The sequence below is a fragment of the Burkholderia sp. KL41 genome (genome assembly GCF_057005415.2).
On sequence record NZ_CM189268.1, the window covers coordinates 246,402 to 266,401 of the forward strand.

Annotated in this window: 21 protein-coding genes; 8 read left to right on the top strand and 13 right to left on the bottom strand. The window is 67.2% G+C overall.

What is annotated here, in order from left to right; genetic code table 11:
- Nucleotide 1: 1 nt before the first annotated feature.
- From PQB87_RS35175 to PQB87_RS35220, 10 genes are read right to left on the bottom strand one after another with little or no spacing between them, the layout of a single operon-like run.
- Complete coding sequence (locus PQB87_RS35175) at nt 2-985, bottom strand: ferritin-like domain-containing protein (protein WP_021164011.1); 984 nt, start codon at nt 983-985, stop codon at nt 2-4.
- Nucleotides 986-1,618: a hypothetical protein gene (locus PQB87_RS35180; RefSeq protein ID WP_489244918.1), complete on the bottom strand. Its 633-nt coding sequence runs from the start codon at nt 1,616-1,618 to the stop codon at nt 986-988.
- Nucleotide 1,619: 1 nt separating this feature from the next.
- Entirely contained in the window at nt 1,620-2,522 is a 903-nt protein-coding gene (locus PQB87_RS35185; RefSeq protein ID WP_489244920.1) for a hypothetical protein, read from the bottom strand.
- Nucleotides 2,523-2,529: 7 nt separating this feature from the next.
- A complete protein-coding gene (locus PQB87_RS35190) occupies nt 2,530-2,784 on the bottom strand; it encodes an acyl carrier protein (protein WP_011350104.1) in 255 nt (84 codons plus the stop codon).
- A 58-nt stretch (nt 2,785-2,842) separates the two neighbouring features.
- Nucleotides 2,843-3,946, bottom strand: coding sequence for a hypothetical protein (locus tag PQB87_RS35195; RefSeq protein ID WP_111999175.1), 1,104 nt, complete (start codon nt 3,944-3,946; stop codon nt 2,843-2,845).
- Between the two features lie 15 nt (nt 3,947-3,961).
- Nucleotides 3,962-5,281 carry a hypothetical protein gene (locus PQB87_RS35200; RefSeq protein WP_489244922.1) on the bottom strand — a complete coding sequence of 440 codons (1,320 nt, stop codon included), beginning with the start codon at nt 5,279-5,281 and terminating at the stop codon, nt 3,962-3,964.
- The gene (locus tag PQB87_RS35205) at nt 5,271-6,011 is read right to left on the bottom strand and encodes an outer membrane lipoprotein-sorting protein (protein ID WP_021161211.1); all 741 of its coding nucleotides are present in this window, start codon (nt 6,009-6,011) and stop codon (nt 5,271-5,273) included. The genes PQB87_RS35200 and PQB87_RS35205 overlap by 11 nt, the downstream gene beginning before the upstream one ends.
- Complete coding sequence (locus PQB87_RS35210) at nt 6,008-7,225, bottom strand: ABC transporter permease (RefSeq protein WP_489244924.1); 1,218 nt, start codon at nt 7,223-7,225, stop codon at nt 6,008-6,010. The genes PQB87_RS35205 and PQB87_RS35210 overlap by 4 nt, the downstream gene beginning before the upstream one ends.
- Entirely contained in the window at nt 7,197-7,907 is a 711-nt protein-coding gene (locus PQB87_RS35215; protein WP_021161213.1) for an ABC transporter ATP-binding protein, read from the bottom strand. Before PQB87_RS35215 ends, PQB87_RS35210 begins: the two co-directional genes overlap by 29 nt.
- The gene (locus PQB87_RS35220; RefSeq protein WP_489244926.1) at nt 7,904-9,667 is read right to left on the bottom strand and encodes a fatty acyl-AMP ligase; all 1,764 of its coding nucleotides are present in this window, start codon (nt 9,665-9,667) and stop codon (nt 7,904-7,906) included. Before PQB87_RS35220 ends, PQB87_RS35215 begins: the two co-directional genes overlap by 4 nt.
- Nucleotides 9,668-10,085: 418 nt before the next feature.
- Between PQB87_RS35220 and PQB87_RS35225 the strand changes: the two genes are divergently transcribed.
- From PQB87_RS35225 to PQB87_RS35235, 3 genes are all read left to right on the top strand, one after another.
- A complete protein-coding gene (locus PQB87_RS35225; RefSeq protein WP_489245170.1) occupies nt 10,086-11,033 on the top strand; it encodes a fatty acid desaturase family protein in 948 nt (315 codons plus the stop codon).
- Nucleotides 11,034-11,089: 56 nt separating this feature from the next.
- Nucleotides 11,090-11,962, top strand: coding sequence for a ferritin family protein (locus PQB87_RS35230; protein ID WP_489244927.1), 873 nt, complete (start codon nt 11,090-11,092; stop codon nt 11,960-11,962).
- 615 nt (nt 11,963-12,577) lie between these two features.
- Nucleotides 12,578-13,570, top strand: coding sequence for a LysR substrate-binding domain-containing protein (locus PQB87_RS35235; RefSeq protein WP_048027489.1), 993 nt, complete (start codon nt 12,578-12,580; stop codon nt 13,568-13,570).
- A 351-nt stretch (nt 13,571-13,921) separates the two neighbouring features.
- Here PQB87_RS35235 and PQB87_RS35240 read toward each other — a convergent pair whose 3' ends face one another.
- A complete protein-coding gene (locus PQB87_RS35240; RefSeq protein ID WP_059699639.1) occupies nt 13,922-14,227 on the bottom strand; it encodes a DUF4148 domain-containing protein in 306 nt (101 codons plus the stop codon).
- Between the two features lie 296 nt (nt 14,228-14,523).
- Between PQB87_RS35240 and PQB87_RS35245 the strand changes: the two genes are divergently transcribed.
- The 4 genes from PQB87_RS35245 (at nt 14,524) to PQB87_RS35260 (ending at nt 17,867) form a co-directional block, all read left to right on the top strand.
- Complete coding sequence (locus PQB87_RS35245; protein ID WP_226127340.1) at nt 14,524-14,715, top strand: hypothetical protein; 192 nt, start codon at nt 14,524-14,526, stop codon at nt 14,713-14,715.
- A gap of 321 nt (nt 14,716-15,036) precedes the next feature.
- Nucleotides 15,037-15,714, top strand: coding sequence for a response regulator transcription factor (locus PQB87_RS35250; RefSeq protein ID WP_226151420.1), 678 nt, complete (start codon nt 15,037-15,039; stop codon nt 15,712-15,714).
- Between the two features lie 13 nt (nt 15,715-15,727).
- A complete protein-coding gene (locus PQB87_RS35255) occupies nt 15,728-17,125 on the top strand; it encodes a sensor histidine kinase (RefSeq protein ID WP_060372509.1) in 1,398 nt (465 codons plus the stop codon).
- Nucleotides 17,126-17,183: 58 nt separating this feature from the next.
- Complete coding sequence (locus tag PQB87_RS35260) at nt 17,184-17,867, top strand: response regulator transcription factor (RefSeq protein ID WP_027792901.1); 684 nt, start codon at nt 17,184-17,186, stop codon at nt 17,865-17,867.
- Nucleotides 17,868-17,927: 60 nt separating this feature from the next.
- Here PQB87_RS35260 and PQB87_RS35265 read toward each other — a convergent pair whose 3' ends face one another.
- Together PQB87_RS35265 and PQB87_RS35270 are read right to left on the bottom strand one after the other, a co-directional pair.
- On the bottom strand, nt 17,928-18,083 hold the full coding sequence (locus tag PQB87_RS35265) for a hypothetical protein (protein WP_162923038.1): 156 nt from the start codon (nt 18,081-18,083) through the stop codon (nt 17,928-17,930).
- Nucleotides 18,084-18,152: 69 nt separating this feature from the next.
- Nucleotides 18,153-18,422, bottom strand: a complete 270-nt coding sequence (locus tag PQB87_RS35270) for a DUF4148 domain-containing protein (protein ID WP_153491407.1) — start codon at nt 18,420-18,422, stop codon at nt 18,153-18,155.
- 322 nt (nt 18,423-18,744) lie between these two features.
- Between PQB87_RS35270 and PQB87_RS35275 the strand changes: the two genes are divergently transcribed.
- Nucleotides 18,745-19,920, top strand: coding sequence for a porin (locus PQB87_RS35275; protein ID WP_489244929.1), 1,176 nt, complete (start codon nt 18,745-18,747; stop codon nt 19,918-19,920).
- The last annotated feature ends 80 nt before the right edge of the window (nt 19,921-20,000 follow it).

Sequence of the window (20,000 nt, forward strand, 5' to 3'; positions counted from 1 at the left end):
TTCAGTTGAGCGGCATCGCCGCGTAGTCGAGAACATCGAGTTTTTCGAAGGTCGCCTGCACGGTCGGCGTGAGCAGGCCCATCTCGCGGATCGTCGGCACCAGGCGCCGGAAGATCGAGCGGCGGATCGAGCTGGAGACCGGCGACTCGCGCACCATCGCGCTGCATTCGCGCTTCGACAGGCCCATCGGCTCCCAGATGTCGTCCGCGCACAGGTGCTCGTACAGCACGGCCGCGCCTTCGCAGACGAATTCCTCGCGCTCGCGCAGCTCGGTCGAACTCATCTCCGCATACACGCGGCACAGCGTGATCCGGCCGACCGCGAAGTGACGCGCCTCGTCGCGCTGGATCCGCAGGAACAGATCCTTGATGAACGGATCGGTGCTGTACGCGACGACACTCTGGAAGATCGACAGCGCGATGCCTTCGACGAGCACCTGCATCCCGAGGTTCGTCATGTCGAGCGCGCTGCTCGTGATCGTGTCGTGCAGCAGGCCCTTCAGCGAGCGGCTCATCGGGTAGCTGACGTCGAGTTTCTCGTTGACGAGCTTCGCGTATGCCTCGACGTGGCGCGCTTCGTCCATCATCTGCGCGGCGGCGCACAGGCGCGCGCTCAGCCCATCCTCGGCCGACGCGAGCTTCGATGCGCAGATCAGCGCGGCCTGCTCGCCGTGCAGGATCTGCGACAGCAGCCAGCCCTGCGCGTGATGGCGCACCTCGCGCTTGTCGGCGTCGGACAGCTTGCTCCACAGCTCGGTGCCGTAGATCAGCAGCGTCGGGTCGGGCATGCCGAGCGGATTTGCCGGGTCGAGGTCGTGGCTCCAGTCGACGTCGGTCGCGACGTCCCACTGCGCGGCCTTCGCCTTTTCGTAGAGCCGGTTCAGCGCCTCTTCGCGCAGCGCGTAGTCGTTCGACATCAGGGCGTCGACGGGCATCGACCAGCGGATGTCGGCCGTGTCCTGCATAACGGTGAGCGTGTCAGTCATTTAGGGTCTCCCCGGCCGCGCGGCGGCGCCGGAATGATGGGCGGAATCGGTATGCGTCGCGGCGGCGGCGCGCGGTGTCGGCGGATGCGGCACGAGGCGGATCGCATACGACGGCCACGGGCCGCGCAGCTGCGCGTCGAACGCATCGGCGAGCCGCGCGGGCCAGATCGCGCAGCACACGCGGTTGTCGCCGGAGAACTCGGCATCGCGCAGGATCCGGTCGCCGATCCACACGACGGGCGCGCCGCGCGCGGCGTCGCGCAGCGCTTCGTCGTACAGGTGCACCCCGAGCAGGACATGCGGCGCGAGCAGTTCGGCCGGCAGCGCACCGAAGTACGGCGCGCAGACTTCGATGAACACGCGCGCGTCGGGATGCACCGCGTCGCGGATTCGCGCGGTCGCTTCCGCGAGGAACGCGAAATACTGGACGTGGTCGAGCAGCACGCGGCGCTCGCCGCCGGATGCGTCGCCGGCATCGCCGGCGTCGTACGGTTCGCCGGCCGCTTCCGCAAGCGCGGCGCGCGCATAGTCGGCCGGCGTGTCGAGCGGCATCCGGTACGCGCTCGCGGCGACCGCGACCGGCTGCCGCGCATCGCGCTCGATCCGGTAGGTGAAGTGAACGGGCCGCACCATGTCATGCCTCGCTGTCGAGAGAGAACGTCGCGTCCGGCGCGAATGCGACGTCGGCGACCGCGTAATAGCCGTTCAGCGCGAGCGAGCAGACGGCCGCGCGGTGCGGCGTGTCGCCGTCGCGATGCGCGAGCAGCACCGACAGCCACGGATCGCTGCCGAACGAATGGCCGAACAGCCCGTGGCCGTCGGGCAGCAGCGGCGTCTTGCCGACCGATGCGAGCAGCGCGCGGCGCGACGTCGCCGGAAAGAACGGCAGCGCCGCGTGCACGCCGGGGCGGGCCGCGCAGAAGGTGCGGATGTCGCGGCCGAGCCGCACGACCGCGCTGGCCGGCGGCGCGGCGTCCGCGAGCACCGACGGTGCGGCCGGCGACGCTTCGCGGCCGACGTCGATGAGCAGCGTGCACACGCCGAAGCCCGAACGCCCCCACGCGGGGTTGCCGTGCCAATACGTATAGCCGTGCACGTCGACGTCGACGATCTGCAGCAGCAGCGTGCGCGGCCCGGTTTCGGCCGCGGTGGCGAGCGCGCGGCGCAGCACGTAGCCCCAGCCCGCGCATTCGTACGAGCAGGTCATCCAGTCGGGCGTGTAGTCGTTCGCACCGGCGAGCGCCTGCGCGAACACGCGATGCTGCGGCGAATCGTTCATCAGCAGCATCGACAGGATCGTCGAGCTGACCACGTAGTCGTCCGCGCCGACCGCGCCGCACAGCCGCTCGCGTTCGGCGCACGCGAGCGCGCCGATCGCGCGGGCCGTGTCGTCGAGCGGCACGGCCGCGCCGTCGCGTGACGGCGCGACGTGCCGGTACGCGAGCGCCTGCACGGTCAGCGCGGTCGCCGGGGCTGCCGGGGCCGTCGGGAGCGGCTCGGCGGCGGCGGCCGCCACGGTCGCAAGGGGCGCGAGCATCGTCGTGTCAGGCGGCGTGCTGCTGGCGGCGCAGTTGCGCGTCGAGCTGCTGCAGCGTCGTGTACTGCGTGATGTTCAGCGCTTCCGGGTCGATCGAACCGTACAGCTGTTCGCAGAACACGATCAGCTCGACGATGTTCAGCGAATCGATGCCGAGTTCGCCGATGCCGGCGTCGGTGTCGACGGTCTCGACATTGAGGATCTTCGCGACTTCGCGGGACAGGATGTCGAGCGCGTCGGCCGGAACGTTCTGGGTCGTCATGAGAGGAGCTCCTGGTAATGAAGTGGGTTGATCGGGATCGATCGGCCTGTCGCGTGGGTCAACTGCCGGCTTCGCAGCGCAGGCTCTTGCGAAGCTCGTGATAACAACGGTACGAACTGCCTTCCATCTTCGAAAACGCCAGCAGGTCGCGCTGGTCGTCGAACGTCGCGACCCGGCCGTCGCGCACGAGCGCCGTCAGGAACTCGTTCGACAGCAGCTTGATCGCGAGCACGCGCTGCACCTTGCCGAAGCTGTAGTGCGCGTCGTCGGTCTGGTTGCGCGCGGCGTCGGCGATGAAGCGGTGGACGGCGCGCGCGTCGGCGTCGAGCTCGACGCGGCCGGTTTGCGCGAGCCATTCGACGTGCGCCATCAGCGCGCGGACGAAGTAGGGGCGCACGACGGTCAGGTACTTGTTGAACACGGTCGGGCCGCCGATCCGCAGGCGATCCTCGGCGCTCACGCGCACCTGGCCGCCAACGTTCGCGAGCTGCAGGTTGCCCGCCAGGAACGGCGCGCCGCAGGTCGTGCGCTCGAGCTTGCGGTATTCGTCGGGCCACACGAGGTACGCGGCCGGGAACATCACGCCCGGCAACCGCGCGGCGACGACCGCCATGCAGTCGCGATGCGCTTCGATGCCCCACACCTTGTCGACGGTGAGCGCGAGGCCGTTGTCGTCGCTGCGCACGACCGTGCGCCAGGCGGCGAGGGTCGGGCCGCCGCCGTCGCTCATCAGGAACGCGAAGTTGTGGCCGCTGTCGATGCAGTCGCATGCGCGACGGTTCTGGTCGTCGGAGAAGAACAGCCCGAACATGATGCGGATGAACGCGCGCATGAACGGCTTGAACAGGTGGTGAAACCCTTCGCGTTCGATCTGGCCGAGCAGCGCTTCGGTGAGCGGCGCCTCGTCGTGCCGCAGCGGCGTCGATGCGGACGAATCGGGCAGCACGTCCGGCGTCGCAGCGCGCAGCGCGATCACCATCTCGCTGTCGAGCAGCCGCACGGCGGCCGCCTCGACGAGCCGGGCGGCCGCGCGCGGCGGCGTGCCGATGGTGCCGATCGAGTCGAGGTGGCGCAGCACCGGATACGCGGCCTGGTCGGCCACGCGCAGCAGCAGCGGTGCGGGCAGGTCGACGGACGAAGCGGGGGCGGAAAGCGTGGACATGGGGCGGGGTTCCTGTCAGAAGCGCACGCGCACGGCGGCGTCGATACGAGTGCCGAGACCGACCATCCGGTACTCGGAGTTGCTGTCGGAGAACGCGCGGGTGAGCGCGACATCGACGCTCACGCGCTTGTTCACGTCGGCGACGACCTGGGCGATCGCGAGCAGGCCCTTGTCCTGCGGCGAATAGACGCCGCGCAGCGAATACTCGACGCGGCCGATCTTCTTGCCGAGCCGTGCGAACAGGTAGTCGCGCAGGTTGCCGTCCGCGCTCACGAAATCGGCGGTGCCGCCGAGGCCGGCCAGCGCGGGGCCGGGCGCGACGGGCAGCAGCGCGTTGTTCGCGCGCACCGCGCCGACCATCCGGCGCCACTGGTTCGCGTCGTATCGCGCCTCGTCGTGCGACCACTCGACGATCAGCGACAGGTTGCCGGGCAATGCGCTCTGCATGCCGACCGCACTGCGCCACATGACCTGGCGGTCGTTGCGGCGATCGACGGCGTCGTATGCGGCCGGCGAATCGAGCGGCGTGCCGTTCGCGATGAAGGCCGGCAGCGGCCGTGTCGTGCCGCGTTCGAGCCATGCGCTCGCATAGACGGTGTTCGAGCGCGCGACGTCGAACGACAGCGTCGCGCCGGCGCCGCCGTGGCCCGCATGACGTCCGGCGAGCAGCGCGGCCGAGCCGCCCGACCAGTTGTACGCGCCGCGCACGAGCTGCGTCGCGCCCTGCACGTCGCGGTTGTCGACGTCGTTGCGCAGCGTGCGGTTCTCGCCGGCGATGAACTGCAGCGTGGCCTGTTCGCCGGCCCATTTCGCTTCGACGAGCGGCGTGCCTTCGACGTCGCCGTAGCGGTCGTAGATGTCGGCCGTCGCGGCCCGCTTCTGGAAGAAGCCGAGCGGGAAGAACGCCTGCGACGTGTCGAGCGGGTCGATCCGCTTGCCGGCGGTGAGCGTGATGCCGTTGTCGAATGCGTAGCGCACGCCGGCCTCGTTGAAGCGGGTGGCCTGCGCGCCGAGCGAGTGGTTGCTCGCGACGGCGCGCGCGTTCAGGAACAGGTTCTCGCCGTCGATGCGCGCGAGCAGGCCCGCTTCCTGCTGGTTGCGCGGCTGGTCGCCGATCAGGCTGCCGAGCAGCGCATGGCCGTCCATGCTGTCGACCGAGCGTGCGTAGGCGATGCCGTTCAGCGTGCTCAACTGTTCCATCAGCGATTCTCCGTGCGCGAGCGGGCAGCCGAGCGCGAGCGGAACGGCGAGTACGATGCCGCGCCGGAGGCGGCCGGACGAGGGGCGAGGGCGGTCACGACGGGCGTCGGCATGGGCGTCGTGGTCACTGGCCATCGGCAAGCGTGTCGGGGTTGAACCAGCCCGACGGAATCTTGCGCGGCTGGCCGTCGAGGATGTCGACGACGCTCGCGCGCTGCTTCTCGATCTCGTTGCGATAGGTGATCTTGCGGATCACCTTGCGCCCGTTCGCATCGACCGGCGCGGAGAAATCGGCGCTGCGGAACAGCAGGCCGCTCGCGAGGAAGAACTGCGCGCGCACCGGCACGTCGGTGTCGGGCGTGACCCACAGCTTGATCGTCGGGTAGACGTTGTCGGGATCGGTCGCGGTCAGGTCGAGCTCGGTGGCCGGTTTGCCGGCGATCGTCGTCGCGCCGGGCGCGGCCGACGCGCGATAGCTGTCCGCCCAGTGCGTGCGCGTGATGTCGCTGATCACGACCTCGCCCTGCAGCCGCTGCATCCCGTTGATGCGTACCGCGCTGCGCGTGTTCGGCACGTAGAACCAGTGGCCGCGCGTCGTCGCGAGATACTTCTGGCCGTCGTTCTCGCCGCTGCGCGTCAGCGCGAGCGTGTCGCCGTTGCCGCGCGTGTAGACGAGATAGCGCGTCGCGTCGCCGGATTGTCCGCCGACCTCGTTCGTGATCTGGATGTTCGTCTGCGTATCGGCGGCCGTGCTGCGGTACGCGTCGGCACGGGCGAGCATGGTCTGGGCCGCCGGTGCGTCGGCTGCGTGGGCGAGCGGCGCGCACGCGACGAGCGCGGCGACCATCAGGCGAATGCGGTTCATGGGGCGAGTCCTTCGAGGATGTTGCGTTTGGCGAGCCCGAGCGTCGCGAGCAGCGCGGCGGCCACGCCGAGCACGACGAACGCGCCTTCGACGGCGGCCACGGCGGCCGGCGAAACCGTGAATTCGAGCAGGATCGGCTTCACGCGGCCGGGCGGCGCGGGCAGGTGGATCTGCGCGTGGTTGAGCATGACCATCGTCAGCAGCGCCGCCGCGATGCCGGCGGCCGCGCCGAGCAGGCCGAGGAAGGCAGTCTCCTGGATCAGCACGCCGCGCACCGTCGCGGCCGGCACGCCGAGCGCGCGCAGGGTCGAGATCTCGCGGCGGCGCTCGACGATGCTCATCAGGATCCAGTTGCTCATCGACAGCAGGATCGTCACGCACAGGATCGCGCCGAACACCGAGAACTGGTTCTTGTACAGCGCGACGACCTGGTGATAGAGCGATACGAGCTGGTCCCAGGTCTTCACGTCGAGCGCGGGCAGCGCGGCGCGCAGCGTCGCGGCGTCGGCCGGCGTGCGCGCCGTGTCCGACAGGAACACCGCGATGCGCGACGCGCGGTCGGTACGCAGCAGCGCCTGCGCGGCCGCGAACGTCACGTTGACGATCCGTTCGTCGACGTCCTTGTTGCCCGTGCTCATCACGCCGACGATCTGCGCGTCGGTCGCGTTGATGCCGCCGTGCGCGGTCGAGGCCATCAACTGCACGACCGAGCCGACGTGCACGCCGAGCTTGCGCGCGAGTTCGGCGCCGACGACGACTTCGGTGCCGGCATTCGTGGGCGACAGGTAGCGGCCCGACAGCACCGTGTGATAGTCGAAGAAGCCGGGCGGCTCGCGGTTCGGCTCGATGCCTTCGCCGACGAAGCCGTAGCTGAGATCGCCGTTCGAGATCAGCCCGTCGAAGTCGATGCCGCGCGCGGTGGTGGCGACACCCTGCAGCGCGGCGACGGCGCGCGCGGCGGCAGCCTGCTCGTCGGCGGTCAGCCCGTACTGCAGCGGCCGTTCGCCGATCAGGTCGAGATAACCGTGGTGCAGCACCTGCACGTGGCCGACGCCGCTGTCGATCGAGCCTTCGCGCACCGCGTCGAAGGTCGCGATCACGTAGCCGAGCGCGAGGCTCGACGCGAACGCGGCGACGCCGATCATCGCCATCGTCAGCACGGTGCGGCGCTTGTTGCGCCAGAGGTTACGCCACGCAAACGTCGACCAGTTCACGATTCACTCCCGGTACGCCGTCGCGCATCTCGATGCGGCGCGGCAGGTGCGCGCACAGACGATCGTCGTGCGACGCAATCAGAAAGGCGGTGCCCAGCGTGCGGTTGGTGTCGAGGATCAGCTCGGCCACCGCGCGCGCGTTGGTGCTGTCGAGGCTGGCGGTCGGCTCGTCCGCGATCACGATCGCCGGCTCCTTGGCGAGCGCGCGCGCCAGCGCGACCCGTTGCTGCTCGCCGCCGGACAGCTCGCCGGGGCGGTGGCGTTCGCGCGCGGCGAGCCCCACCGCGTCGAGCATCGCGCGGGCGCGCTCGCGGCGCGTGCGCGGCGTGCCCCACGCGAAGCAGCCGAGCTCGACGTTCTCGAGCGCCGACATCACCGGAATCAGGTTGAACTGCTGGAACACGAAGCCGATGCGCTCGCGGCGGATCCGTTCGAGCGTGTCCGGCGCGTCGTCGATCCGATGGCCTTCGAGCCAGCGTTCGCCGCTGCTCGGCACGTCGAGAAAGCCGGCCAGGTTGAGCAGCGTGCTCTTGCCGCTGCCCGACGGGCCGACGAGCGCGACGACGTCGCGCCGGCCGATCGAGATCGTCGCGTCGCGCACCGCGACGACGCGGCCCGCGCCCTCGTACACGCGCGTGACGTCGCGCAGCTCGAGCACCGGCGTGAGCGGGGCGGCCGTCATGCGTACGCTCCCTGGCCGGCTTCGACCGCCGCCGCTGCATGGATGACAGGCAGCGCGCCGTTCGCATAGAGGTCGCGGCATTTCAGGCGCTGCAGCTTGCCGCTCGTGGTGCGCGGCAACGAGCCGGGCTCGACGAAGCACAGATCCTGCGCGGCGAAGCCGATGCGCGATGCGAGCAGCTGCTGGCACTCGGCACGCGTCTGCGGCGTCGCATCGGCGGGCCGCGCCTCGATCGCGACGACCAGCCGCTCGGTGCCCGTCTCCGGGTCGGGCAACCCGAACGCGATGCACGTGTTCTTGCGCAGCGTGCGATGCGATGCCAGCGCTTCCTCGATGTCGTGCGGGAAGTAGTTGCTGCCGCGGATGATGATGACTTCCTTCTTGCGCCCGAGGATATGGAGCTGGCCGTCCGCGACGTAGCCGATGTCGCCGGTGCGGAACCAGCCGTCGGCCGTCAGCGGCGCGGCGATCGAGCCGTCGTCGGGATTCAGGTAGCCGAGCATCACCGACGTGCCGCGAATCGCGACTTCGCCGACGGCGCGGTTCGCGAGTGCATGGTCGCCGTCGTCGAGGATCCGGAAGGCCATGCCGTCGATCGGCGTGCCCATCGCGAGCACGGTTTCGGTTTCGGTCTCGGCGCCGTCGTTCGCGGCGGCCGGTTGCGCGTCGCGGCGCTCGATCAGCGCACGCCGGTCGAGCGTGTCGGCGATCACGTACGGTGCGCCGTCCACCGTGCCTTCATGCCACGCACGGTGCATCGACACCGCGAGCGTCGATTCGGCCATCCCGTAGCACGGCTGCAGCGCCGATGCGGCGAGGCCATACGGCGCGAACGTCGCGGCGAAGTCGTGCAGCGTCGCGTCGTCCACGCGTTCGCCGCCGATGAAGATGTTGCGGCACGCGGACAGGTCGACGCCTTCCATCGCGGCGGCATTGAAGCGGCGCACGCAGTAGCGCAGCGCGAAGGTCGGCACCGACGTCGTCGTCGCGCGCGCCGACGCGATGCGCTTCAGCCAGCCGAGCGGATTCCGGATGAAGCTGTTCGGCTGCATCATCAGCAGCGGCGCGCGGTAATGCAGGTTCGACAGCAGCGTGAGCAGCCCCATGTCGTGATAGAGCGGCAGCCACGAGGCGGTGCCGTCACCGGCCGCGATGTCGAAGCGGACCGACCCGCCGATGCCGAGCACGTTCGCGATCACGTTCTCATGGCTGAGCACCGCGGCTTTCGGATGCGACGTCGAGCCCGACGTGAGCTGCACATGATGCGGGTCGCGGCCGCTTTTCGCGCTGATCAGCGCGCGTGCGCCGGCATCCGCGGCGATCGACAGCGTGTCGAGATCGACCACGCGCGTCGATGCCGCGGGAAACGCGTCGTCGCGCCACGCGGCGGCCTGCGCATCGGCGGCAATGACGAGGCGCGGCCGGTACAGCTCGCACGCGACGTCGATCACTTGCCTGCCGGCGGTGGCGCGGCGCGCGGGAACGGGCACGGTGCAGGGCAGCGCGCCCGTCATCACGCAGGCCATCATCGCGACCGCGTGCTCGACCGACGCGGGCAAGGCGAGCATCACCAGGTCGTTCTCGCGCACGTCGAGTTCACGCAGCGCGCCGGCCTGGTGAAACACTGCTTCCGCGAAGCGCCGGTACGTGATGCCTGCCTCGTTGCCGGCCTCGTCGACGAACGTCATGCGATGCGTGGCGCCCGCGACGTCCTCGAGCGATTCGATCAGGCGATGAATGGTGGATGCGCACTTCGTCACGAGAATCTCCCGTTGAGGAACACGGCCGCTCGTGCCACGGTGCCGGCGGCGCCGTTCGTCGAGTGAGGGGGATTCTTGCCGGATCGACATGACGCGACAAACGGAATATTTGCAGGCTATGCATGAGCGCCACGCATCCACTCGTGTCTGCCCCGCACGGATGCATGTGAACCCGCGCCGGGTGAATGGCCGGTACGCATTCGACCGGTCGTCTAGTTCACGATGTGGTGCGCTCATGCGCGGGCGTCATGCAATGCGTTCGGAAAATTCGTTTGTCCGAAGCATCGACTCACAGAAGAATTGCAACCCGGCAGCGCGCCAGCGTCGCCGTGTCATGGCGCCGGGCAGGGTCCGGCTCAAGGAGAGCGTCTTGTCCGTCACCTCATCGCTTGTCGCCCGTCAGAAACCGGTTGCAGACATGAAGAGCCGCCCGAGCGGCGTCGTCTTCTCGCTGAAGCTCGCGGTATACGTCGCGCTCGTTGCGCACGGCATGCTGTTCGCGCTGTCGACGTATGTGATCCTGAAGATCGTCGGGATCCTGCTGATCGGCGCGATGTACGCACACGGCGTCGAGCTGCAGCACCAGGCGCTGCACTACCAGGGGTTCCGGAGCAAGCGGCTCAACATGGTGTTCGGCGTGCTGCTCGGCATGCCGATGCTGGTGTCGTTCCACGCGTACCAGGACAGCCACCTGCGTCATCACCGGCTGCTCGGCACGCCGGAGAACAAGGAGTTCTTCGACTACGGCGACCAGTACGGCGCGAGCCCCGTCGTCAATCTCGGCCTGTGGGCGTGGCGGCTGTCGATGGCCGCGCACTATATCCAGTTCGCGAAGAACGTCGCGAAGCTCGTCGTGCCGGGAGCGCGCTTCGGCGACAACCCGCTCGTGTCACGCGCGATCCGCCGCGATCACCTGCTGATGGTCGCGGCGATCGCGCTGCTGGCCGGCGTGTCGGTCGTGCTGCACACGTGGTTTGCCGTGTGGGTGTGGGTCGTGCCGCTGGTGTTCGTCGCCGCGCCCGTGCATGCGCTGGTCGAGATGCCCGAGCACTACCGCTGCGACCTGACGAGCACCGACCCGTTCCGCAACACGCGGACGATCGAGAGCAACGCATTCATGACGTGGTTCACGAACGGCAACAACTATCACGTCGAGCATCACATGATGCCGAACCTGCCGATCGAGCGGCTGCACGACCTGCATGGCGCGATCGGGCCGCGCATCCGCTATTACCACCGCACGTACCGGCAGTTCTATTACGCGCTGCTGCGCGGCAGGCTGTCGCCGCGCACGGTTGACGACGATGCGGACGAGCGTGCGCCCGATGCCGAAGCGGCGGCGCCGGCGTCCACGCAATCGGCATGACCGCGACGGGGCCGGCCGCCTGCTTGCGTGCCGTGCCGGAACGTTGTTCAACGACGGTGACGACGATGCTCTATCCGGAATTATTCAGGTCGCTGGAAGCGGTGCGCTGGAACATGGAGACGGACATTCCGTGGAACCGGTTCGACGCTTCGCTGCTCACCGACGAGCAGGTCGAGACGATCAGGATGAACGCGATCACCGAATGGTCGGCGTTGCCCGCGACGGAAATGTTCCTGCGCGACAACCGGCACGACAGCGACTTTTCCGCGTTCATGAGCGTGTGGTTCTTCGAGGAACAGAAGCATTCGCTCGTGCTGATGGAATACCTGCGCCGCTTCCGGCCGGAGAGGGTGCCGACCGAAGCGGAGCTGCACGCGGTGCGCTTCGAATTCGACCCGGCGCCGCAGCTCGAGACGCTGATGCTGCACTTCTGCGGCGAGATCCGCCTGAACCACTGGTACCGCTGCGCAGCCGACTGGCACACCGAGCCGGTCATCAAGCAGATCTACGAAACGATTTCGCGCGATGAGGCGCGCCATGGCGGCGCCTACCTGCGCTACATGAAGAAGGCGCTGAACGACTGCGGCGACGTCGCGCGCGCGGCGTTCGCGAAGATCGGCGTGCTGATGGCATCGGCGCGCCGCACCGAGAAGCCGCTGCACCCGACCAACCTGCACGTGAACCAGGCGCTGTTCCCGCGCGATACCGTGCAGTCGCGCCTGCCCGATCCGGAATGGCTCGAGCGCTGGCTCGACGAGCAGATCCGGTTCGACGGCGAGTGGGAAAAGAGGGTCGTCGAACGGATCCTGCACAACCTGTCGATCCTGTTCGAGCGCACATTCACGACCGCGCAGGAGCTGAACCGCTATCGCCGAGAAGTGACCGCGCGGACGAACCGTGTGGCGGATGGCATGGTGGACGCCATATAGCGGATGCGTGTTCCGCCCAGCATGGGCGGAACCGATTCCGGCCGGCAAGATGACGTAGTGAGCACGGCGCGCCGTATCCGGCCGGCGGGATATTCATTTCCGGACACAATTGGTTCATCAATTTCCTGTTATTGCATGGTTCAATCAAATTTCATGCGTTTAGTATATTTTTATAAACATGGAATTCCGGATTTAAATGGTATTCCGCGTGTATGTTGAGGTATGTTTTCTTTCCGTAATGCGGCAAATTAATAAATATGTCGGGCGGCTGAAATTGTATTGTAGGCGCGGGTGCGTGATTCCGTTGCGACGTCGGGATGCCCGTCATGACATCGTTTTTTGCCCGCAATGCGCTGTTTTTGCGGGTATTTTCAGGCCGTTTCCGGCATCATTCCACCCGGATATTTATTTACAAAATCACTACTTCATAATTTTAATGTAAGAATTTCCGTGGTGGCTAAAATCGATAGATAAATACAAGTGTCACGATTGAAAATAAGAATGATCCGCATCCATCCTTCAATATAAAATCGCTTCAGAATCCAAATAGGAGAAACGATTCAGGGGAACGAAAGGCGACTTGCCTGTCGATGGGTGCAACTTTGAGGCGGCGGTATGGCTAATGTGAGATTGGCAAAACGATTGAGAAGTATGCCTTCGCTGGATTTCCTGAGAGGCTTCGAATGCGCGGCGCGTCATTTGAGCTTTACACGCGCCGGGCAGGAACTGAACGTCACACAATCTGCCGTGAGTCGGCAGGTCAAGGCACTCGAGGAGCAACTCCGGATCGAGCTCTTTCACCGGCACATTCGATCCCTGACGCTGACCGACAAGGGACGGGAGCTGTACGACGCGATCTCGTTCGCGTTGTCCGACCTGGAATCGGTGATCGGCAAGCTGTCGTCGAGCGTGGGACAGCGCGCGATCTCGTTGTCGACGACCGTATCGTTCGCGGCGCTGTGGCTGATTCCGCGCCTCGGTTCGTTCCGCGCAAGCTACCCCGACATCGACGTGCGCGTATCGGCAACGAGCGAAATTGAAGATCTTAAGCGCAAACGTTTGCACCTGGCCGTGCGATATGCGGGGCCGTATACGTCGACGGACGATACGGACGTGCTGTTTCGCGAGCGCGTCGTGGCGGTCTGCAGCCCGAGCCTGATGGCGACGGCGGGCGATGCGGCGTCGATGAAGCCGGAGGACCTTGAAAAGCACGTGCTGCTGCATCTCGACGATCCGCGCTGCGAATGGCCGTGGCACGGGTGGAGCCATCTGCTGAAGGAACTCGGCGTGCCGCGCTTGCGGCCTGCCGGCGCGCTGCATTTCAGCCAGTACGACCAGCTGGTGCAGGCGGCGGTCGACGGGCACGGCATCGCGATCGGGCGGCGGCCGCTGGTCGACGGGTTGCTGAAGCAGGGCCGGCTCGTCGAGTTGTTCGCGCACTGCACGGTCGCATCGGGCAGTTACGTGCTGGTGCAGAACCCGGATGCGTGCAACGAGTTCGACATCGCGGTGCTGACCAACTGGCTGCTCGAACAGGCGCGCCATCCGCTCGCGTCGGGTCAGGAAGCGGCCGGCAGCAACGTGCTGCCGATGTATCGCGTCGGATAGGACGGCAGGCGGCGTGCCGTCGCGCGCGACGCCGGTGCGATCGACGCGCGCCGCGGTGACGAGCGGCGTCGTGCCGCCGAACAGCGACACCGCACGTTGAAGCCGATCGCGAGCGCGTGTGTGCTTGCCATACGGGGGACAACGCGCTGTCGCGGCGGCCCGTGGTAGCCGGTGAAATCGATCGTACCGATCACCGCACGTCCGGCGACGTTCACGATCACGACGTTGCGTTCCGTCGCGATCCGCCCGTCGTTGAAAAAAAACGGTCGCGTAGCGTGCGCGGCATCGACGAAAAAAACGCGCGGCCGCGAGGCACGCGCGCAAACTCGGAGATCGTTCGCCGTTGGCGAGTCAGTTGCCGTTCGACGCGACGGTGTTGGCTGCGCCCGCGCAATCCTTCTGATACTCGTTCATCAGGCGCGCCTGCGCCGAATCGATATCGTCCGGATAGCTGCTCTCGTCGCCCGACGACGGGTTGTAGCCGACGGATTCCAGCTCGTTCAGCTCGTTGATCAGTTGCCGGTGGGAGACCGGGCCGTGCGTATGCACGAACGGATAGTCGTGGCATTGCGCCGGCGTGAGCGTCGGCGCGGCGTGCGCGGCGAAGCTCATCACGAGCAGCGCGGAACAGGCGAGGTAACGGGCGGGATGTTTCATCTTCGACTCCTGGGAAGCGTTGGGAACCGGCCGTACGGTGGCTTGCCAACGTCGACCTCACGGCACAGGTTAGGCACCGCGGACTATCGAAACGGCCGCGCGAAGATGAAACTAGTTTTATCCGCATCGACCGCGCGCGGAAGCGATCGTCGTCGCACGCAACGAACCTTAAAGAAACCTTCACGCACGCGCGACCGAACGGTTAGCCGTGCGGGCGTATCGTCGAACCCGTGATCAATCGACGCTGCGCACGGCGCGGCCTGCATCGGGGTAATGCAATGAAAGAGACCGTCAGGATGGCCGCGCTCATCGCGCTGGTGTGCTCACCGGTGCTGGCGTTCGCGAAGGTGCAGGGAACGGGGCTCGCGATTGCCGACGTGACGCTCGCGCACGAGAAGGCCGAGCGCATGCAGCGTGTGGAGAACGCGGCACATCGCGTCGCTTCGCATCGCGTCGATCAGCCCGGCGTGGAGCCGCACCGAAGCTGATGCGCGATTCTTTACCGATACCTTTCGACGCGATCGGTTGCAACCGTCCGTGCGCGAAGGCGAAGGGCCGTGCGGCATCCTGTCGCAACAACGCGCGCCGGTAACGCCGGCGGGCGTTGCCGCCGTATATGAAACTTTCTTCATGAAGTCGACGCGCACGATTTACACGCGCGCGTGTAGTCTCCATCCGAACGCGCTCGCCCTTCGGGTGTCGAAGCGCGTGCGTCCCTTCGCTGAAGACGAGAATCGTAAATGGCATCATCAGTTTCCCCCGGTAACACGCCGGCCCTGCCCGACAGGCTGGCCAGGAGCGGTACGGCCATGGCGCACGTACTGACGATCGAAGACGACGAAATCACCGCGAACGAAATAGTCAGGGAACTGCAAGGGCGCGGTTTCACGGTCGAATGGGTGGCGAACGGCCGCGACGGCATGGCCCGCGCGCTCGGCAACGAGTTCGACGTGATCACGCTCGACCGCATGCTGCCGGTCGTCGACGGCCTCACGATCCTGACCACGATGCGCAGCGTCGGCGTGCGCACTCCGGTGCTGATGCTGAGCGCGCTCGGCGATGTCGACGAACGCGTGCGCGGCCTGCGTGCGGGCGGCGACGATTACCTGACCAAACCGTTCGATCCCGAGGAAATGGCGGCGCGCCTGGAGGTCCTGCTGCGCCGGAGTCAGACCGCGCCGGCGCCGTTCGCCACGACGCTGACCGTCGGCCCGCTCAAGCTCGACCTGATCTCGCGCAAGGTGTTTCGCGACGGCGACGAAATCGCGCTGCTGCCGACCGAATACCGCGTGCTCGAATACATGATGCGCAATGCCGGCCAGACCATCACGCGCACGATGCTGTTCGAGGCCGTCTGGGGCTATCACTTCGATCCCGGCACCAACCTGATCGAAGTGCACATGGGCCGGCTGCGCAAGAAGATCGATCCACCCGATGCGAAGCAGATGATCCAGACGGTACGCGGCGCGGGCTACATCCTTGGCTGAGTCCGCGACCTTGATGTCCTCGACGGATCACGTCCAGCCGGCGCCGAAGCGTCACTGGTATTCCAGCACGTTCCGGCTCGTGTCGGTCTACGCGGTGACGTTTTCCGTGTCGGTGATGCTGCTGCTCGGCTTCATCGCATCGATCATCACGCACGACATGGAGCGCGAAACCGACGTGGTGATCGACTGGCAGATGATCTACTTCGATTCGCTCCAGGACAACCAGCTTGCCGCGGCCATCCAGCACCGGATCGAGCACGAGCGGATGCACACCAACTACTACGGACTCTTCACGGCCGACGGCAGGCATGTCGCCGGCGACGTGCTGGCCATGCCCGACGGCATCCGGCCGGATCGCAACGGCGTGACGCTCGACCACACGATGACGATCGCGGGCGACCAGGTGCCGCCGGTCGTTCGCACGATGGCGGAGCGGCGCGCCAACGGCGACGTGCTGGTGCTCGGGCGCGACCTGACGCACATCCTGCGGATTCGCGCGGCGATCATCCAGGCGCTGGTCGGCGGCGGCCTGTTCTGCCTGGGCGCGGGCGTCGTCGGCGGCCTGATTCTCAGCGTGCGGCAGATGCGGCGCCTGAAGGAAGTCCGGCGCATCACGCAGCGCATCGCGCAGGGCGACCTCGGGCAGCGGCTGCCGATCGGCGGGCACGACGAGATCGACCTGCTGTCGCATCTGGTCAATCACATGCTCGAGGAAGTCGAGCGCCTGATGAACGAGGTGAAGGGTGTCTGCGACGGCATCGCGCACGACCTGCGCACGCCGCTCGCGCACGTGCATACGCTGCTTGCGCATGCGGCGGAGCGCGCGGACGGGCTCGACGATGCCGCGCTGGCGTCGCTCGTCGCCCGCGCACGCAACGAGACCGACGTGCTGCTCAGCCGGTTTCGCGCGATGCTGCGCATCGCCGAAATCGGGTCGCTGCAGCGGCGCGGCGGGTTCGCCGAGCTCGCGCTGGAAGATCTCGTGACGGACGTCGGGCAACTGTTCGAACCGCTCGCCGACAGCCGTGCCATCCATTTCGTCGTGCTCGTCGAACCTGTCGCCCGGATTCACGGCGATCGCGCGCTGCTGTTCGAGGCGCTCACGAACCTGCTCGACAACGCGCTCAAGTACACGACCTCGGGCGACACCGTGCGCCTCGAACTTCACGATACGGCGGCCGGTCCGCGCATCGACGTGGTCGACAACGGCCCGGGTATCGCCGCGAACGAGCGCGAGGCCGTGCTGCAGCACCGTTACCGCAGCCGCCGCACCGGGCACCTCGCCGGGGCCGGGCTCGGCCTGAGCATCGTGTCGACGGTCGTCAACGTGCACGACTTCACGCTGCGCATCGGCAATGCAGAGCCGGGCACGCGCGTGACGATCGAATGCTGGCCGAGGTCGCTCGGATGACGGTCGTTCGCATCCGGCTGCACGTGCGCGCGCATTGCCGCCGCGAAGGGGGCTGACGATGCGCGTGCTGCTCGTGACTTCGCCGCACCCGGAAGCAGCGTGGCTGTACAAGGCGCTGCAGGAGAGCGGGCACAGCCTGCAGCGTGCGGACGATCTGCGCGACGGGTTGTTCCTCGCGTCGCAGGAGACGTTCGACGCGATCGTCGCGACCGCGTTCGAGCCGGGCAGCGATGCCGCGCTGATCGCGATGCTGCCGCGTTTCGTCGCCGACGGCGGCGGCGCGGCACTGGTGGTGCTGATCGGCCAGGCGTCGGCGCGCGAGCGCATCCGCGTGCTGCACGCAGGTGCCGATGCGTGTTTCGGCGCGCCGTATTCGTTCATCGAGCTGCACGAGCGCCTGCAGGCGTTGCAGCGGCTGGCCGGGCCGCGCGACACGGAAGGCCCGGTCGCGGCGGTGTCCATGCTGGAAACGCTCGCGCGCGAACTCAAGGACGGCAAGCTGCGCCTCGCCGTGACGCGGCGCGAATGCCTGCTGCTCGAATGCCTGATGCGCCATCCGAACGCGCCGGTGCCGCGCGACCAGTTGATCCGGTATGTGTGGCAGGACAAGGACGATGTCGATCCATCGAGCGTCAATCTCGTGGTGTCGCGGCTGCGCCGCAAGCTCGCGCGGCATCTGCCCGATGTCCGGATCGATACGGTGAGCCGCTACGGCTACCAGGTGACGCTGCCGGACGCATAGCCGCGCGGCCCCCCCTGTACGAACGGGCGCGTTGCCGATGGCAGCGCGCCCGTCGTGCGTTTACGAGCCGAAGAACGGCACACAGAAATCGGGCGGGCCGACACAATCGCCGGGGCCGTCGGGTTGCGCGCCGGCGCAGCCCGACAGCATCACGCCGGCCGCGATCGCGACGAGCGCAACACGGGCGGAACGAACGAGTAAGGGACGAAGCTTCATGAATGACGGGTGATGCGAGGGGCGGGCGGCGCGCGCCGGGCAGCACGCCCGGCCGCACGGCGGGGCGCATCAATGCGAATAGAGCGTGGAGTCGAGGTACTTGATCTGCCCGTCCTGTTCGGCGTGCACGAGTTCGGCGTAGACCTGGGCACGCGTCTTCTCGTGGATCGGCTGTCCGTACGGCGGCACCCACTGGCCGGCGGCCTGCGCGCCGGGCACGCCGTCCTTGGTGGCGGCCGGCGTCATCTGCGCCTGGGTACTCGTCTGCGCGAACGCGGGAACGGACAGCGCGGCGCACGCGGCGAGCAGCGTGGAAGCGACGATCGTGGTGGTTTTCATGTTCGGAATCCTCATGATGATTGAATGGATCATCCCCGGTGCGGCCAGTCGACGCCGCGCGTCGGGTTGAGGACAAGCATAGGGGAGCGGCGCTATCGGATCGGCATACGCAACGTGAAAAGAAATTCATGCGCCGGCGCGTTTCGCACGGACATGAATGCGACGCATCGCGAGGATGAAGAAGGTTTCATTTTTCGGGCCGTTTCGATAACGGCGCTGTCATGCCCGCTGCCTAAATTGTGCGCCATCGCATCGCGGACGGATCGGCCGTTCCACACCGGCCGGCGATGCGAGAAGACCGATCCACTCTAGCGAAACCATCATGAAGAAACTTCTGGCAATCCCGGCAGCGGTTGCGTGCCTGCTTGCAGGCGCGGCGCATGCGCAGAGCAGCGTCACGCTGTACGGCACGATCGACGCGGGCCTGGACTACATCAGCAACCAGAAATCGGCGGCCGGCGCGGGGCCCGCTTACGGCGTGCAGAGCGGCAACGTCAGCACGTCGCGCTGGGGGCTGCGCGGCAACGAGGATCTCGGCGGCGGCCTGGCCGCCGTGTTCACCCTCGAGAACGGCTTCAACGTCGCGAACGGCAAGCTCGGCAACGGCGGCGACGAGTTCGGCCGTCAGGCCTGGGTCGGCCTCGCGAGCCGCCAATGGGGCACGGTGACGCTCGGCCGGCAATACGATTTCCTGGTCGACTTCGTCGCGCCGCTGTCGGCGACGGGCTCGGGATTCGGCGGCAACATCGCCGATCACCCTTACGACAACGACAACCTCGCCAACGACACGCGGATGAACAACGCGGTGAAGTTCCGTAGTGCAGACTATGGCGGCCTCACGTTCGGCGGCGCGTACGGTTTCAGCAACCAGGGCGGCGGGTTCAGCAACAACAACGCGTACAGCGTCGGCGCGCGGTATGCGAACGGTCCGCTCGACGTGGCCGTGGCGTACCTGCAGTCGAACCAGCCGGGCGGCGTGAATGCGCCGCGGAACACCGGCGGCTCGCTGAGCAGCTCGGACGGCGATGCGATGCTCGCGGGCGGCCGCTGGCGCACGTTCGGCGCCGGCGCGCACTATGCGTTCGATCACGCGACGATCGGCTTCGTCTATACGAGAACGATCCTGAACGACCCGCGCGAACTGTCGCAGGGCGGCGCGTATGGAACCGTGAACGGCCAGTTGCTGACCTTCAGCAACTACGAACTGAACGGGCGCTACTTCCTGACGCCGGCCTTCTCGCTGGGCGGCTCGTATACGTTCACGCAGGGCCGCTTCGACGATGCGGGCCGCAGCATCGCGCCGAAGTGGAACCAGTTCATGCTGCAGGCCGACTATGCGCTGTCGCGCCGCACCGATCTGTATCTCGAAGGCGTGTATCAGCGCGTGACGGGCGCGGACGGTGTCGCGGTGCTCGGCAACGCGGGGATCTTCAATCTGGCCGCGTCGAGCAACGATCGCCAGGCGGTGGTCGCGGCCGGCATCCGTCACAAGTTTTGATCGGCCGGGCCCGCGTAAAAAAAGCACCCGTCGCGATGACGGGTGCATCCAAACGCGACACGCTCCCCACGTGCCGCAAC

What these genes read in the sequence shown, in the direction of transcription:
- PQB87_RS35225 (WP_489245170.1), top strand. Translation starts at nt 10,086, where the DNA reads ATGAAGAGCCGCCCGAGCGGCGTCGTCTTCTCGCTGAAGCTCGCGGTA.
- PQB87_RS35205 (WP_021161211.1), bottom strand. Translation starts at nt 6,011, where the DNA reads ATGAACCGCATTCGCCTGATGGTCGCCGCGCTCGTCGCGTGCGCGCCG.
- PQB87_RS35175 (WP_021164011.1), bottom strand. Translation starts at nt 985, where the DNA reads ATGACTGACACGCTCACCGTTATGCAGGACACGGCCGACATCCGCTGG.
- PQB87_RS35180 (WP_489244918.1), bottom strand. Translation starts at nt 1,618, where the DNA reads ATGGTGCGGCCCGTTCACTTCACCTACCGGATCGAGCGCGATGCGCGG.
- PQB87_RS35185 (WP_489244920.1), bottom strand. Translation starts at nt 2,522, where the DNA reads ATGCTCGCGCCCCTTGCGACCGTGGCGGCCGCCGCCGCCGAGCCGCTC.
- PQB87_RS35265 (WP_162923038.1), bottom strand. Translation starts at nt 18,083, where the DNA reads ATGAAGCTTCGTCCCTTACTCGTTCGTTCCGCCCGTGTTGCGCTCGTC.
- PQB87_RS35195 (WP_111999175.1), bottom strand. Translation starts at nt 3,946, where the DNA reads ATGTCCACGCTTTCCGCCCCCGCTTCGTCCGTCGACCTGCCCGCACCG.
- PQB87_RS35275 (WP_489244929.1), top strand. Translation starts at nt 18,745, where the DNA reads ATGAAGAAACTTCTGGCAATCCCGGCAGCGGTTGCGTGCCTGCTTGCA.
- PQB87_RS35190 (WP_011350104.1), bottom strand. Translation starts at nt 2,784, where the DNA reads ATGACGACCCAGAACGTTCCGGCCGACGCGCTCGACATCCTGTCCCGC.
- PQB87_RS35235 (WP_048027489.1), top strand. Translation starts at nt 12,578, where the DNA reads ATGGCTAATGTGAGATTGGCAAAACGATTGAGAAGTATGCCTTCGCTG.
- PQB87_RS35260 (WP_027792901.1), top strand. Translation starts at nt 17,184, where the DNA reads ATGCGCGTGCTGCTCGTGACTTCGCCGCACCCGGAAGCAGCGTGGCTG.
- PQB87_RS35270 (WP_153491407.1), bottom strand. Translation starts at nt 18,422, where the DNA reads ATGAAAACCACCACGATCGTCGCTTCCACGCTGCTCGCCGCGTGCGCC.
- PQB87_RS35250 (WP_226151420.1), top strand. Translation starts at nt 15,037, where the DNA reads ATGGCGCACGTACTGACGATCGAAGACGACGAAATCACCGCGAACGAA.
- PQB87_RS35200 (WP_489244922.1), bottom strand. Translation starts at nt 5,281, where the DNA reads ATGGCCAGTGACCACGACGCCCATGCCGACGCCCGTCGTGACCGCCCT.
- PQB87_RS35240 (WP_059699639.1), bottom strand. Translation starts at nt 14,227, where the DNA reads ATGAAACATCCCGCCCGTTACCTCGCCTGTTCCGCGCTGCTCGTGATG.
- PQB87_RS35215 (WP_021161213.1), bottom strand. Translation starts at nt 7,907, where the DNA reads ATGACGGCCGCCCCGCTCACGCCGGTGCTCGAGCTGCGCGACGTCACG.
- PQB87_RS35245 (WP_226127340.1), top strand. Translation starts at nt 14,524, where the DNA reads ATGGCCGCGCTCATCGCGCTGGTGTGCTCACCGGTGCTGGCGTTCGCG.
- PQB87_RS35255 (WP_060372509.1), top strand. Translation starts at nt 15,728, where the DNA reads ATGTCCTCGACGGATCACGTCCAGCCGGCGCCGAAGCGTCACTGGTAT.